The 15,387-nt window shown below is 48.4% G+C and carries 12 protein-coding genes; 6 read left to right on the top strand and 6 right to left on the bottom strand.

The annotated features are described in order from the left end of the window. Nucleotides 1–1,470: an Asp-tRNA(Asn)/Glu-tRNA(Gln) amidotransferase subunit GatB gene (gene gatB, locus AC1DXC_RS25305; protein WP_477461966.1), complete on the bottom strand. Its 1,470-nt coding sequence runs from the start codon at nt 1,468–1,470 to the stop codon at nt 1–3. A 277-nt stretch (nt 1,471–1,747) separates the two neighbouring features. On the opposite strand from gatB, the gene AC1DXC_RS25300 reads away from it, so the two are divergent. Further along, entirely contained in the window at nt 1,748–2,299 is a 552-nt protein-coding gene (locus AC1DXC_RS25300) for a hypothetical protein (RefSeq protein WP_477461965.1), read from the top strand. A gap of 281 nt (nt 2,300–2,580) precedes the next feature. On the opposite strand, the gene alaS is transcribed toward AC1DXC_RS25300, so the two are convergent. After that, nucleotides 2,581–5,253 carry an alanine--tRNA ligase gene (alaS, locus tag AC1DXC_RS25295; protein ID WP_477461964.1) on the bottom strand — a complete coding sequence of 891 codons (2,673 nt, stop codon included), beginning with the start codon at nt 5,251–5,253 and terminating at the stop codon, nt 2,581–2,583. Nucleotides 5,254–5,758: 505 nt separating this feature from the next. On the opposite strand from alaS, the gene AC1DXC_RS25290 reads away from it, so the two are divergent. Beyond that, nucleotides 5,759–6,298, top strand: a complete 540-nt coding sequence (locus AC1DXC_RS25290) for an AAA family ATPase (RefSeq protein ID WP_477461963.1) — start codon at nt 5,759–5,761, stop codon at nt 6,296–6,298. Nucleotides 6,299–6,347: 49 nt separating this feature from the next. Here AC1DXC_RS25290 and AC1DXC_RS25285 read toward each other — a convergent pair whose 3' ends face one another. From AC1DXC_RS25285 to AC1DXC_RS25270, 4 genes are all read right to left on the bottom strand, one after another. Then, a complete protein-coding gene (locus tag AC1DXC_RS25285) occupies nt 6,348–6,593 on the bottom strand; it encodes a hypothetical protein (RefSeq protein ID WP_477461962.1) in 246 nt (81 codons plus the stop codon). Nucleotides 6,594–6,710: 117 nt separating this feature from the next. Beyond that, nucleotides 6,711–7,457, bottom strand: coding sequence for an ABC transporter ATP-binding protein (locus AC1DXC_RS25280; RefSeq protein ID WP_477461961.1), 747 nt, complete (start codon nt 7,455–7,457; stop codon nt 6,711–6,713). Then, a complete protein-coding gene (locus AC1DXC_RS25275) occupies nt 7,454–8,320 on the bottom strand; it encodes an ABC transporter permease (RefSeq protein ID WP_477461960.1) in 867 nt (288 codons plus the stop codon). Before AC1DXC_RS25275 ends, AC1DXC_RS25280 begins: the two co-directional genes overlap by 4 nt. Then, entirely contained in the window at nt 8,320–9,291 is a 972-nt protein-coding gene (locus AC1DXC_RS25270; RefSeq protein WP_477461959.1) for an ABC transporter substrate-binding protein, read from the bottom strand. The genes AC1DXC_RS25275 and AC1DXC_RS25270 overlap by 1 nt, the downstream gene beginning before the upstream one ends. A gap of 114 nt (nt 9,292–9,405) precedes the next feature. On the opposite strand from AC1DXC_RS25270, the gene AC1DXC_RS25265 reads away from it, so the two are divergent. The 4 genes from AC1DXC_RS25265 to AC1DXC_RS25250 all read left to right on the top strand — a co-directional run bounded on the left by AC1DXC_RS25265 (nt 9,406) and on the right by AC1DXC_RS25250 (nt 15,367). Continuing rightward, entirely contained in the window at nt 9,406–10,551 is a 1,146-nt protein-coding gene (locus tag AC1DXC_RS25265) for a methionine aminotransferase (RefSeq protein ID WP_477461958.1), read from the top strand. A gap of 103 nt (nt 10,552–10,654) precedes the next feature. After that, the gene (locus AC1DXC_RS25260; RefSeq protein ID WP_477461957.1) at nt 10,655–11,434 is read left to right on the top strand and encodes an amidohydrolase; all 780 of its coding nucleotides are present in this window, start codon (nt 10,655–10,657) and stop codon (nt 11,432–11,434) included. Nucleotides 11,435–11,839: 405 nt separating this feature from the next. Further along, nucleotides 11,840–14,911, top strand: a complete 3,072-nt coding sequence (locus AC1DXC_RS25255) for a GH92 family glycosyl hydrolase (protein ID WP_477461956.1) — start codon at nt 11,840–11,842, stop codon at nt 14,909–14,911. A 117-nt stretch (nt 14,912–15,028) separates the two neighbouring features. Beyond that, nucleotides 15,029–15,367, top strand: a complete 339-nt coding sequence (locus AC1DXC_RS25250; RefSeq protein WP_477461955.1) for a TfoX/Sxy family protein — start codon at nt 15,029–15,031, stop codon at nt 15,365–15,367. The last annotated feature ends 20 nt before the right edge of the window (nt 15,368–15,387 follow it).

Here is a 15,387-nt window from a genome sequence, read left to right as displayed (position 1 = left end):
CTATTTAGATTCTAGTTCCTTTATTAAAAGCTGGTTGGTTTTCTTTGGGTCGATTTTGCCTTTAGATATTTTCATTATCTCGCCCATAAACAAGCCTAAAACGCCCTTTTTGCCCTTTTGGTATTCGATAACCTTATCGGGGAATTTGGCCAGCGCAGCGTGTATGAACTCATCCAGTTGCGATGAATTATCGCTAATGAGCAGGTTAAGTTCCATGGCTACATCGGCGGCGTTCTTGTTGCCATCTTTAATCAGCACCGGGAATATCTTATGTGAGGCAACAGAGTTGTTCACCTTGCCCTCGTCTACCAATTTTATCAGCCCGGCAAGGGTGGCGGGTTTTAGTGGGATATCGGTTATGTGGATGCTATGGTCGTTGATATAAGAGCTTACGGCACCCATCAGCCAGTTAGCGGCAGATTTGTAATGATCGGTGTGCTTGATAATTTCTTCAAAGTAAGCGGCAAACTGTTTATCCGCGGTGATAACCCCCGCATCGTATTCAGATAACCCAAGCTCAGTAGTAAACTTCGCGAACAGCTCTTTAGGCAAAGCCGGCATTTGGCTGCGGATAACCTGCAAGTATGCGTCATCCAACTGTATAGGCAGCAGATCCGGCTCGGGGAAGTAGCGGTAATCGTTCGCCATTTCTTTCGAACGGAGCACGGACGTTTCGCCGGTGTCGGCGTTGAAATTTAATGTGTTCTGGTCTATATGACCGCCTGCTTCTATCACCTCTACCTGTCGTGCAAATTCATGCTCAATGGCGCGTTGCACATTGCGGATAGAATTGAGGTTCTTCACTTCGCAACGGTTGCCATACTCGGGCGCGCCCCATAGGCGTACGGATATGTTGGCATCGCAGCGCATGCTGCCTTCTTCCATGTTGCCGTCGCAAATATCCAGGTAACGCAGCAAGCGGCGCACCTCAGTCAAAAACTGACCGGCTTCTTCGGCGCTGCGCAGATCGGGCTGCGATACAATTTCTATCAGCGGCACCCCCGCCCTGTTCAGGTCGATAAGCGAATATTCATCGTGCTGATCGTGTGAGCTTTTTCCGGCATCATCTTCCATGTGGATGTGATGGATGGCGATATCTTTCGAGGTACCATCGGCCAGCTTAACAGTAACGTGGCCGCCAATGCATATGGGGTGCTGATCTTGTGTGGTTTGGTAGCCCTTGGGCAAATCGGCGTAGAAATAATTCTTGCGCGCGAAAGTATTGTTGAGGTTGATGGCGCAATTGCAGGCCAGGCCCATCTTAACGGCGTACTCCACCATTTTTTTATTGATGCGCGGCAATGTACCGGGGTGCCCCAACGAAACGGGACTCACATGCTCGTTTGGACCCGCGCCAAAAGCAGCCGAATCTGAAGAGAATGCCTTACTTAAAGTAGATAATTGCGCGTGTATCTCTAATCCTACTACTAACTCGTACTTATCGCTCACGCCGCCTGTTAGAACTGCCATATAATATATTCAGCTGCTGTACAGCATTGATTTGAACCTTCCAAATATAATGTTAATTATATTTTTTGCGTGTTTTTTTTCAAATGCATTGCCCGTATTGCAAAAAATAGCTACAAAGGCAGTCATTTACCTTCATTTATCTAATGGAGATAATACTTTTACTTAAACAATAAAACCGGGTCTTTTTACGGTATATTTATAATTTTCTAAACCTTTTGACGATTACGGTGTCTGTTATACCAAACTGTTAATAACAAGTTAACACATATTCAAAACCATGAAAAAGACACTATTAGGGATGCTGGCCGGATGTTTAATCCTTGCCGCCTCATTTACAAAAGCAGATGCGCAGATTAGCGTTAACCTTAACGTTGGGTTATGGAACCCACCTGCAGAATATTCTACGGTTGATTATTATTACCTGCCCGACGTAGAAAGCTATTACTATGTACCCAAACATCAATACGTTTACATGGACGGCGGCACCTGGGTGTTTCGCAATTCGTTGCCACCAAGATATAGCAGCTACAATATTAACAATGGCTATAAGGTTGCGGTAAACAGGCCGCGGGCTTACACTTACTATACAACCGACCGCGTGCGTTATGCCAAATATAAAGGTTATAATAAACCAATGGTGGTGCGTGGCAATTCGTATGCAGCGCATAACAAGCACTATGTACGCAGAACCACGGTTGTAAGGACAAATAATGGCGGCCCGGGCCGCGGACCGGGTAACGGGCACGGCAATGGTGGCAATAAAGGCCCAGGTGGCGGCCATGGCAATGGCGGCAACAAAGGTCATGGCGGCGGCCACGGCAAACACTAAACAGAAGGCATTTAAAATATGAAGGCCCTCCGAGTGATCGGGGGGCCTTATTTTTGTAACCAATTCTTTACCAGCACGTCATTGCGAGGAACGAAGCGTGGGGCTGAGTTGCAGCGCGACGTTTACCACCACGTCATTGCGAGGCACGAAGCAATCTCCCGATATGCAGAGCGACCTGCACAGTGCATTGTCCTGCGTAGAGATTGCTTCGTGCCTCGCAATGACGATGGGGTTATTAAGATTTGACAACTTTTTAAAAGTTGTCAAATCTCACGATTCAATTACCCTACAAACCCCCTCGCCTTCTCCAGCGCCTTATCAATCCCGCTGGCATCGCTGCCGCCGGCGGTGGCGTAGAACGGCTGACCGCCGCCACCGCCTTTTACTTCTTTGGCCAGTTCTTTCACGATGTTGCCCGCATGCAAGCCTTTATCCTTCACCAGGTTCTCGGCAATCATTACGATGATGTTGGGCTTGCCGCCTATCTCCGCTGCCAGCACCAGGAACAGGTTGGGCACGATATCCTTTAAATTATAGGCCAGATTCTTCACCGCATCGGCATTGGGTAACTCTACGCGTTGGGCAATAAAGTTGATGCCGTTGATGCTTTCTGCTTTTTTAGCCAGTTCATCTTTTAAGCCGGATGATTTTTCCAGTACCGATTTCTCGATCTCCTTTTTCAGACGGCTGTTTTCTTCCAGCAGACTTTCGATGCTTTTGCCGATATCCTTTGGGTTCTTCAGCAGTTCTTTTACCTGCTGCACCAGTTTGGTTTGCTCGTTGATGTAAGTCTCTGCCGCGATGCCGGTAATGGCCTCGATACGGCGAACGCCGGCCGCTACGGCACTTTCCGATATGATCTTGAAGTAACCGATATGCCCGGTTGCCTTTACATGCGTACCGCCGCAAAGCTCCTTGCTGAAGGTGGCATCAAAGGTAATTACCCTTACGAAATCGCCATACTTTTCGCCGAACAGGGCGGTTACGCCGCTGCTGATAGCTTGCTGGTATGGTACGCTGCGCTCCTCCTGCAGGTAAATATTCTGGCGTATCTTTTCGTTTACGATAGCTTCGATGCGTGCCAGTTCCTCCTCCGTCACTTTGGCGAAGTGGGAGAAATCGAAACGCAGGTAATCGGCATTTACTAAAGAGCCTTTTTGGTTGACGTGCGTGCCCAGTACCTGTTTCATGGCGGCATGTAACAAGTGCGTGGCGCTGTGGTTGTTATTGGTACTGTTGCGGCGTTCCGCATCTACAATAGCCGTTAACGCATCCTCTGGTGTTGATGGCAGTTTATCGGCAAAATGCACGATAAGGCCATTCTCCTTTTTGGTATCGGTAACTTCGATTATCTCCCCGTTAGGGAACACCAGTTCACCCTTATCCCCTACCTGGCCGCCGCTTTCGGCATAGAAAGGCGTTTTATCCAACACAATCTGGAACTGCTCTTTGCCCTTAGCGGTTACCTTGCGGTATTTGATGATATGGGCAATAGTTTCGGTTTCGTCGTAACCGGTGAATTCAACGGCTTCGTCTTCGTCTTTTACCAATATCCAGTCGCCGGTATCGATGGCTGTAGCAGCGCGGGAACGGTCTTTTTGGGCTTTGAGATATTTGTTAAAGCCTTCAATATCTACCGACCAACCTTTTTCGCGAGCGATTAGCTCTGTTAAATCGATTGGGAATCCATATGTATCCGATAACTCAAAAGCAACAATGTCTAATATTCCCAGGGTTGCTGTATTGAACCCTTTTGTTTTTAATTCCTCCAGTTGCTTAAAATTATCATTTAGAAGATTTAAGCCTTTTTGTAAAGTTCTCAGGAACGAAACCTCCTCTTCCAAAATCACCTTCTGTACAAAATCCTTTTGATTCCACAGTTCCTCGAACACACCTTTAAATTGTTCAGCCAATAAAGGCACCAACTCATTAAAGAAAGGCTCTTTAAAACCCAAAGTTTGATAACTATAACGCACCGCGCGGCGTAAGATCCTGCGGATAACGTAGCCGGCTTTATTGCTTGCCGGTAGCTGCCCATCGGCAACAGCAAAGCTGATGGCGCGGATATGGTCGGCCAATACGCGCATGGCTACGGCATCTGCCCAATCGGTATCGCCGGGTTTGGCGGCGCTGTTATATTTTTTGTTCGATTTCTCTGCGATGAACTGTATCATCGGCTGGAAAACGTCGGTATCGTAGTTGCTTGTTTTGCCTTGCAGCACCCGCACCAAACGTTCGAAGCCCATGCCGGTATCCACGTGCTTATTAGGCAGCGAATGCAGCGAACCATCCTTTACGCGGTTAAACTGCATAAATACGTTATTCCAGATCTCTATCACCTGGTCATGGTCGGCGTTAACCAATACGGCACCGCTTACTTCTGCACGCTCGTTATCGGGGCGACTATCAAAATGCACTTCCGAGCACGGTCCGCAGGGACCGGTTTCGCCCATTTCCCAAAAGTTATCTTTTTTATTGCCGGGGAGGATGTGGCTATCGTCTACATACTGTTTCCACAAGTCATAGGTTTCGGTATCTTTTTCAAGGCCCTCTTTTTCGTCGCCTTCAAAATAGGTTACGTACAGGCGGTCCTTATCCAGCTTGTAAACTTCGGTAAGCAGCTCCCAGCTCCAGGCAATGGCCTCTCTTTTAAAGTAGTCGCCAAAGCTCCAGTTGCCCAGCATCTCGAACATGGTGTGGTGGTAGGTATCAATCCCCACCTCTTCCAGGTCGTTATGTTTTCCGCTTACGCGCAGGCAGCGTTGGGTATCGGCTACGCGCGGCGCTTTGGCTGGCGCCTCGCCCAAAAACACGTCTTTAAACTGGTTCATCCCCGCGTTGGTGAACATCAGGGTAGGGTCGTTTTTAATTACAATGGGCGCGCTGGGTACAATAATGTGCCCTTTAGAGGCAAAAAAATCAAGGAAAGCCTGGCGTATTTCGGTAGCTGTCATAATAGTACTTGTATTGCAAAACGGGTTTGCTGTGCAAAAGTGTGAAAATTTTTGTGAAAATGTTTCTCATTATCTTCATTGTAGGCAAAGCGTGGCAATCATCAACAGGCAGAGCAGTTTGCCTCGCCTGTGCCTTGTTAGGAATGGGTGTGCTGCCTGAAGCGTCAGTGGATGTTCATTTCTTTTGGCACCAAAAGAAACGAACCAAAGAAAAGTGCCGGCTACGCCCTGTTCTATGAAAGTTTGTGCGTTAGCGGTTTCAGTGGTTGCCGAACAGGACAAGGCCGGTTTTTGAGGGCTTCGTTAGGCTTGTCGGGCTCTTTTTTCAAAATCAAAGCAATCTTTTAATCAAGTACATCAAGGTTCAGACAAAAAGAATCATCGGAATCTTAAAATCATTAAAATCAACGGTCCAGACAACAATCAGGCAATCCTTTAGTCAAGCGCATCATGGTTCAGATAACAATTCAGCAAATTCTTAAATTCGCCCCATCAATCCAGACATATGAAAATACAAATCATGGGCGCATCCTGTGCGGGCTCTACCACTTTGGGTCGTGCACTGGCCAAGCGTTTAAATATCCCTTTTTTTGATACCGACGAATACTTCTGGGTACTTACCGATCCCCCCTTCACCACCAAGCGCGAGCCGGAATTGCGCAATGCCATGATAAAAGCCGAAATGGCTAAGCACGAAAGCTGGGTACAAGCCGGTTCGGTAATCAAATGGGGTGCCGACTGGGAAGAAATGTTCGATGTGGTGGTGTTCCTGTACATCCCGCATGAACTGCGTATGCAACGCCTGATAGCCCGCGAGATCGAACGCTACGGCGATATCATCTACACCGACCCTGCCCGCAACGCCCAGTACCAGGAATTCGTTGCCTGGGCTGAAAAATACGATGACCGCTCATTTAGCGGGCGAAGCATACAACACCACGAGGACTGGCTAAGCCGGGTTGATGCGAAAGTATTGGAGATACGCGGCGATACTACGGTAGCAGAACGGGTGGAACGCGTTATCAACTTCTTATCGAAATTGTAGTCCTATTCTGTTAATTCCAGAAATTCCTTAAAATTCGAGTTCAGACAATTTACGCCGCCAGCCTGTTCGCTTTCACCACTTCGATCATGTAGTTGTTCATGAGCTCATATTCGGAGATGATAACGCTGAAATCTTCGAAACGGAGGCCGTCTTCAAAGGCGTACAGGGTGTAGCCGCGTTTGTTGCCGTCGTACTCGCCAAGCTCGTACACTTCGTCGTAATTCTTGCTTTTTATCTTTGCGCCGCTTACCAACTGGTAAGAATCGGATATGTTTTGGAATGTGATGCTCTTCATAGTACTGATGGCTATGCAATTACTTTGCCAAAAATTAGCACAGCCCCCTCTAAATCTCCCCCGGTTGGGGAGACTTTTAAAAAAGCCCTCCCTTCCGGGGAGGGTTGGGAGGGGCTTCTAAAACCACTCAAACAACTCCGCCTGTTTCAGCGCAGCCTTTTCTGCCGATGGGATATCTTTGAGGATTTGCCCCTCGCCCATTTGGATGATGCGGGTGCCGTAGTTTGCTGCGTCCTTTAAGTTATGGGTTACCAATATGGCGGTGAGGTTGTATTGTTTTATCAAATCATCGGCTATGCGCATTACCTTTTCGGCAGATCGCGGATCGAGGGCGGCAGTGGGTTCATCCAGCAATAGTATCTTGCATTCATCCATCACGCTCATCAGCAGGGTTAATGCCTGTCTTTGTCCGCCGGATAGGGTGCCGATAGGTTGTTCGGTCTTATCTTCCAGCCCCATGCCCAGGGTGGCTATCTTATCACGCACCAATTGTTTAAAGCTTTCGTTTTTGCCGATGGTAAGCCCTTTATTTTGGGTGCGCAGGGCAGCTAGCCGGAAGTTATCCAGTATGCTCAAATCTGCCGCTGTGCCGGATAATGGGTTCTGGAAGATACGGGCTATCCACTTGCTGCGGCCATAGTCGGGCAGTTTGGTGGCATTGTTGCCATCAATGGTAACCGTGCCGGTATCGCTGAATATCGTACCTGCAACTAAATTCAACAATGTGGTTTTGCCCGAACCGTTGGAGCCTACGATTACCACAAACTCGCCCTGCTTTATTTCCAGGCTCAGTTTGCCCAAGGCCTTCACTTCGTTGGGTTTGCCCGCGTTGAAGGTTTTGCTGATATTTTTAAGTTCTATCATGCTTTACGGGAGAATAAGCGCGGCAGGCCGACGATAATCGCTACGAATCCTGACGTTACAATCTTCAGCATATTGGGGTTTACGCCGATGCTTAAAGTAAGTGCCAAAACAAACTGGAATATAATTGCCCCGGCCAATACCAACACCAGGCTTAGCCATACCGAAGTTATCTGCAGCCAGTTGATGAGCGTTTCGGCGATGATAACCGAGCCTAGCCCGATAATCACCACCCCTATCCCCATACTGATATCCGCGAAGCCCTGCATCTGCGTAATGAGGTAGCCGCTCAATGCCGTAAGCGCGTTGGCTATGGCCAGGCCGATAATCTTCATCCTGTCGGTATTCACGCCAAGGGCGCGTATCATTTGTTCGCTGTTGCCGGTGGCACGCATAGCAATGCCGAAATCTGTTTTGAGCAGGTAGCCGATAAGCAGCGTAAGCGCAGCAACGAACAGCGAAAGGATAATAAGCGAATTTTGATTCGGGTCGGTTAGGATATTCAATACCGAGAATAAAGTGGGCAGACTAAGCAATGGCAGGTTGGATCGGCCCAAAATGGTAAGGTTTACCGAGTATAGTGCGGTCATTACCAAAATGCCGGCCAGCAGGGCGTTTATCTTCAGTTTGGTATGGATAATGCCCGTAAGCGCGCCGGCTGTTGCCCCTGCACCTATTACCGCCAGCAATATCAACCAGCCGGGCTGGTTATGCGTAAGCAGTATGCCCGTAACCACCCCGCCCAGCGTGTAGCTGCCATCGGTAGTAATATCCGGGATGTTGAATATCTTCATGGATATGTATATCCCGAAGGCAATCCCCGCGAAGCATAGCCCCTGCAATAAAGCGGTGAGGTAAAAATCCATTATTTTACGGCGGTGTAATCAGCAGGGACGGTAATGTTATATTTCTTAGCGGCAGCAGCATTGTACACCCGCTTGCGCAATTTCACCATCTCTAATTTAAGCCCATCCGTTTTATGGGTTTTTAAATATTGTGCTGCCTGCAGGCCGCTTTGGTAGCCCCATTGGTAAATATCGGCACCGAAGGCAGCCACCGCGCCACGCTGTACCAAGCCGGCTTCGCTGGTAAAAATGGGTACGTTATGCGCGTTGCAGCTCTTCAGTATAGTTTCGAACGCCGCGAACACGGTATTATCCGGGTTGGCAAAAAAGGCATCTATGTTTTTTCCCAGCAGCGCTTGCGTAACCAGCTGCGCATCGGCAGATGAATTGAGCGGCAGGGCAATAATCTTCACATTGAGTTTATCTGCCAGACCTTGTATCCTGTTCAACGCATCCGCAGATTGCGGCTCACTTTGATTATATATCATGCCAATGGTAAGCTGCGCTCCTTTCGGCTTCAACAATTTAGGGATGATGGCAAAGGAGGTATCAATATAATTCAATTCCTCCATGGTGCCGAACAAATTTGCAGGGCCTTTGCCGCTTGCATCGGCCACCTTCATCCGCTCGGGCGTGGGCGATACCATCTGGAAGATGGGTATCGTTTTGGTCTTTTGGATAGCCGTCACCGTGGATAAAGTGGTTGAAGTAGCCAACAAATCCACTTGCTCTGATACGAACTGGTTCACAATCGTCGTGAGCGTGGGGATGCTGCCTTGCGCATTGCTGTATTTTATTTCGATGTTCTTTTTCTCTTCGCTGAAGCCATTATCCTTTAGGGCCGCTACGAAGCCGTCTTTAGCCTGCGATATGGTAGCATCCTCAAACGCATCCACAAAACCGACCACGGGCACGCCGTTCTTTTGGTTAGTTTTGCAAGAAAAAACGGCGGTAATTACTAAGGCGGCGAGTAGAAGCTTGGCGGTTTTCATATCATCAAAAGTAGTTAAAGGCGGTCGTTTTTAAAGCCCTGTATGGGCGTATTTTGTCTTTCAAATATCAGAATTTTCCTATCGCGACGCTTTTTTTACTTATTTTAGCCCTTAATGATACCCATTGTTTCAAAATTACCTCAAACCGGCACCACAATATTTACGGTAATGTCGGCCCTGGCTGCCGAGCTGGGCGCAATCAACCTATCGCAGGGTTACCCCGATTATGATTGCTCGCCCGAGTTGGTAGAGTTAGTAAGCAAGGCCATGACTAACGGGCATAACCAATACGCACCCATGCCGGGATTGATGGCCCTGCGCGAACAGATTGCTATCAAAACCGAAAAACTTTACGGCGCTGTATATAATCCCGATACCGAAATCACCGTTACCGCCGGCGGCACGCAGGCCATATTTACGGCGATAAGTGCGGCAATACACCCCAACGATGAGGTAATCATATTCGAACCGGCTTACGATTGTTATGCCCCTGCCATTAAGCTGATGGGCGGCGTGGTTAAGTCACTGGAGCTTGACCCGCCCGATTACCGCATTGCCTGGGATATGGTGAAACGCCTCATCAACGGCAAAACCAAAATGATCATCCTCAATTCGCCGCATAACCCTACCGCAACTATTTTGCGCAAGGAGGATATTGACGAGCTCAGCGCCCTGGTAAAAAACCAGGATATACTGATTTTGAGCGACGAGGTGTACGAACACCTGATATACGACGGCGAAACGCACCACAGCATGGCCCGCTACCCCGAACTGCAGCAGCGCAGCTTCATCGTATCGTCGTTCGGCAAAACCTTCCATGCCACGGGCTGGAAGATGGGCTATTGCCTCGCACCTGCTTACCTAATGGCCGAGTTCCGCAAAATACACCAGTTTTTGGTATTCAGCGTAAACGCACCCATGCAGCATGCCATAGCCGAATATCTAAAGGATGAAAACACTTATTTAAGCCTGCCCGCTTTCTTCCAGCAAAAGCGCGACTACTTCCGTGAGGGGCTAAAAGGCAGCCGTTTTAAACTGCTGCCTTGCGCGGGTTCGTACTTCCAATCTGTGAGTTACGATGGCATTACCGATGAGAAAGATACAGAGTACGCCATACGCCTAACCAAAGAAATTGGCGTAGCTTCCATACCCGTTTCGGTGTTCTACAGACAGGGTACCGACAGCCATATACTGCGTTTTTGTTTTGCCAAAAGGCAAGAAACTATCGATAAAGCCGTTGATAGGTTGTTGAAAGTGTGATAGCAGATAGTTCATGGTTCATAGCAGGATCAGGACTTCTACAATATAATATTAGCGGAAAAAGCTATGATCTATGAACCATAGCCTATGAACCAAAATGCTTATGGATAATTTGAAAGTTACCGTTTACCAGGGATATTTATTTTGGGAAAACACCGATAAAAACCTGCAGAATATATCGCTGAAGCTATCGGGCATCCGCGAGAAAACCCATCTCATCATCCTGCCCGAGATGTTCAACACCGGCTTCAGCATGAATGCCGAAGCTTTGGGCGAAGAAATGGGTGGCAAAACCATGCAATGGATGGATGCTACCGCCAAAAAGTACGATTGCGTGGTAACGGGCAGCCTTATCATTAAAGAAGAAGGCAAATATTACAACCGCCTCATTTGGATGCGCCCCGATGGCAGCCATGAGCATTACGACAAACGCCACCTGTTTGCACTGGGCAAAGAACATCACACCTACACCGCCGGCACAAAAAAACTCATCGTTGAGCTAAACGGCTGGAAGATATGCCCCATGATTTGTTATGACCTGCGTTTCCCGGTATGGCTGCGCAATGTGAACGAAGAATATGATGTGCTGCTTATCGTAGCCAACTGGCCCGAGCGCCGCGCCCTGCACTGGCGCACCCTTATCCCTGCCCGCGCGGTAGAAAACCAAAGCTACGTAATAGCCGTGAACCGCGTTGGCCACGATGGCAACGAGGTGTACCACTCCGGCGATTCTACCTGCATCAGCCCCAACGGCGATGTAGTGTACTACAAACGCGACGAGGAAGACCTCTACACCTTCTCCATCATCCACGACGAAGTGAAGAAAATACGCCGGGCCTTGCCGTTTTTGAAAGATGCGGATGAGTTTAGGTTGGTGGATTAAAGGTTAAAGGTTAAAGGTTAAAGGTTAAAGGTTAAAGGTTAAAGGTTAAAGGTTAAAGTGCAATGCTTGTGGGATTTTTTTGTTTTAAAATTCTGTCAATTCTTTTAATTCCTTAAAACGGCGTAGCCTTCTTGAGATCCATAAAAAACAATTAAACACGAAAAATTAGAGTTCAGACAAATTATCAGGAAATCCTTAAATCAGGAAAATCAAGGTTCAGACAGATAATCATGGCGATGCCCACCCTATCGCATTTTCTTAACCGCTGATTTTATTGATTTCAAGATTACGCTGATTCCCGACTTATCCAACCAATGAACCAGTGAACAAATGAACCAGTGAACCAACCAAACCAATATTTCTTACTATTTTGCGTTATCCAAAAAACTAAAACTGGCTTTCTACATGAGATTGATTATACGCGGTGCTTTACTGGTGTTTATTTTAAGTTCGGCACTCGGCGCATCGGCCCAGGACACCGCTAAAACTGCTGCAAAGCCCAAAAAGGAAAAGAAAGAAAAACCGCTCAAGAAAAAGGAGCTCACCCAGTTCGTTAACCCGTTTATTGGTACCGGCGGGCATGGGCACACCTACCCCGGCGCGGTTGCGCCATTCGGCATGTTGCAGTTGAGTCCCGATACACGTTTAGAGGGTTGGGATGGCTCGTCGGGCTATCACTATAGCGACACCACCGTTTACGGTTTTTCGCACACGCATTTGAGCGGGACAGGCATTGCCGATTATTGCGACGTGCTATTTATGCCCACCACCGGCGAGCCGCAATTCAAGAATACAGACTACCGCTCGGGCTTCAGCAAAAAGAACGAGTTTGCTTCCCCCGGCTATTACAAAACCAAGCTGAACAAGTACGATATCGAAGTAGAGCTTACCGCCACCACGCGCGCGGGCATGCACCAGTACGATTACCCCAAAACCGATAAAGCCAACATCATCATCGACCTGCAGCACCGCGACGAGGTGCTCGACTCCTGGATAGAAGTAGTTAACGACCACGAGATACGCGGTTTCCGCCGCTCCAAATCATGGGCAAACGACCAATACCTTTACTTTTACGCCAAATTCTCTAAGCCTTTCAAAACCTACGGCATAGCCCTTAACGACCAATTACAGGCAGGCCAAAGCAAGGTACAAGGCAAAAATGTGAAGATGTACATCCAGTTCGATAACCCCGGCGAGGTGCTTTCCAAGGTGGGCATATCATCCGTAAGCGTTGATGGCGCGCTGAAGAACCTCGACACCGAAATGCCTGATTTCGATTTCAAGAAAATACTGAAAGCTACCAAAACCGCCTGGAACGACGAACTGAACAAGATACAGGTAGAAGGCGGCGCACCACCCAAAGCGCAGCAGCAACAGGAAATAGGCCCATACGGCTACCCAACCTATGTAAAAAAAGGTGTCGAGTTGCCCGACCCTGCACGCCGCAAACAGGTGATATTCTATACCGCGCTGTATCACTGCATGCTGGCTCCGAACATCTATAACGATGTCGACGGCCAATACCGCGGGCTCGACCAGCAAATACATACCGCCGCGGGATTCAACTATTACACGGTTTTCTCCCTATGGGACACTTTCCGTGCCGAAAACCCGCTTCTTACGCTCATCGACCGCAAACGCACCACCGACTTCATCAAAACCTTTATAGCCATGTATGAGCAGGGCGGCTTGCTGCCCATTTGGCCGCTGGCCTCCAACGAAACCTATTGCATGGTGGGCAACCACTCTATCCCGGTAATTGTTGATGCTTATGCCAAAGGCATCCGCGATTTTAATGCCGAGGAAGCCTTTATCGCCATGAAAGCCGCCGTAAACCGCAAGCAGTTCGGACTGGATAACTACGTAACAACCGGCGCAGTAAATGCCGACGTAGAGCATGAATCTGTGTCTAAAACGCTGGATTATGCTTACGATGACTGGTGCATTGCCCAGATGGCCAAAATGCTGAACAAACCAACCGAGTACGCCGAGTACATCAAGCGCGCGCAGTACTGGAAGAATGTTTTCAATAGCGAGAACACCTTTATGCAGGCCCGTGATAACGGCGGCTGGTACACCCCATTCGAGCCTACCGAAATCAACAACAACTACACCGAGGGCAATGGTTGGCAGTACACTTTTCTGGTACCGCAGGATGTAGAAGGCTTAATAAAAGCTATGGGTGGCAAAAAAGATTTCGAGATAAAACTGGACGAGTTGTTCAGCACCACGGCAAAACTCAGCGGCCGCGATCAGGCCGATGTTACCGGACTGATTGGCCAATACGCCCACGGCAACGAGCCGAGCCACCATATTGCCTACCTGTACAACTTTACCAACGCGCCCGATAAAACGGAGTACTACGTAAACAAGATACTGCGCGAGCAATACAGCGACAAACCCGATGGCCTATCGGGCAATGAGGATTGCGGGCAGATGTCGGCCTGGTACGTGATGAGCTGTTTGGGTATCTACAACATTGCACCGGGGCAGCAGCAGTTCCAGGTGGGCGTGCCACAGTTCGAAAGCATCATCATCAGCCTGGAGAATGGCAAACGCTTCAACATCAGCAATACCGGCGCAACGGTTAGCCGCGACAATAACTTTTTGCAGGGCCTCAACCTGGATGGCAAAGCCTATAACAAGCTATACATCAATTACGAAACGATAGTGAAGGGCGGCACCTTCGAGGTTTTCAGTGGGAGGATTGCTAATAAACTTTTCGTGCAGGATTTGGAGAAACCCACCTCGGCCATCACCGACGAGCTGATCGTACCGAACCCGTACATCGTGGCTGGCACCAAAACCTTTAAGAAACCCATCACGGTAGAAATCAAATGCATCGATACAGCCGCAAAAATATACTACACGCTGGATGGCACCACGCCCACCGCGGCATCGCAGATTTATGATAAGCCGATACAGATATTGGTAAACACCACTGTTAGGGCTATAGCTGTCAACAACGGCAAGAGCAGCTTTGTAGATGAGGCCACTTTCATTAAGATACGCAGCGACATCAAACTAACCCTCACCAATAAATATCTGCCCAATTATTCGGCACAGGGCGATGAAACGCTGATCAACGGCATCCATGGCACCAGCAACTGGCGGTTGGGCAACTGGCAAGGCTACCAGGGTAAAGATTTGGAAGCGGTGATAGATTTGGGCACCATAAAACTCATCAAACAGCTAAGCCTGGGAACGCTGCAGGATAGCCGGGCCTGGATCGTGTTCCCGCAATACGTACAATACTGGATATCCGATGATGGCAAGAATTACAAACTGGCCGCAACGGTAAACACCAAAGTGGATGTAAAAAACCTGGATGTGCAAACCCAGGAATTTGCCGCTACAGTGAACGTAAAGGCCCGCTACATCAAACTCGTAGCCAAGCAATACGGCCCCCTGCCCGATTGGCACGAAAGCAAAGGCAGCCCATCGTACATTTTTGCAGATGAGATAACGGTGGAGTAGATTTGAGAAGTGAGAAGTGAGATGTGAGATGTGAGATGTGAGATATAGGTGCAATTCTAATTTAGAATTTTGGTTTTAGATTTAGAATTTAGGGGTTAGAATTTAGGATTTAAAAACATGGATGAAAATCTTTTAAATCGTGTACGCGAAGCGTTGGTAGATATATCGCCCATCGAAGAAAAGCGCATGTTTGGCGGTGTCTGCTTCTTGGTAGATGACAAGCTTTGTATCTGCGTAAACAGCCATGAGATGCTTTGCCGCATCAACCCCGATGATTTTGAGTCGGCATTAGAAATGGATAACGTACGCCCCATGCAGCAGCGCGAACGTACCGCCAAAGGCTACGTTTTTGTGCACGAGGATGCGCTAACCAACAAAAAAGATTTCGATACCTGGGTCCAAAAGGCGCTGGATTATAACAAGATAGCTAAGGCTAGTAAGAAGAGGAAGAAGTAGGCGCAACCCCTCACCACCAC

This window comes from Mucilaginibacter sp. P2_D11 (assembly GCF_056404435.1).
The sequence above is the reverse complement of the archived record's forward strand: the minus strand, read 5'-3'. Positions and strand labels throughout refer to the sequence as shown.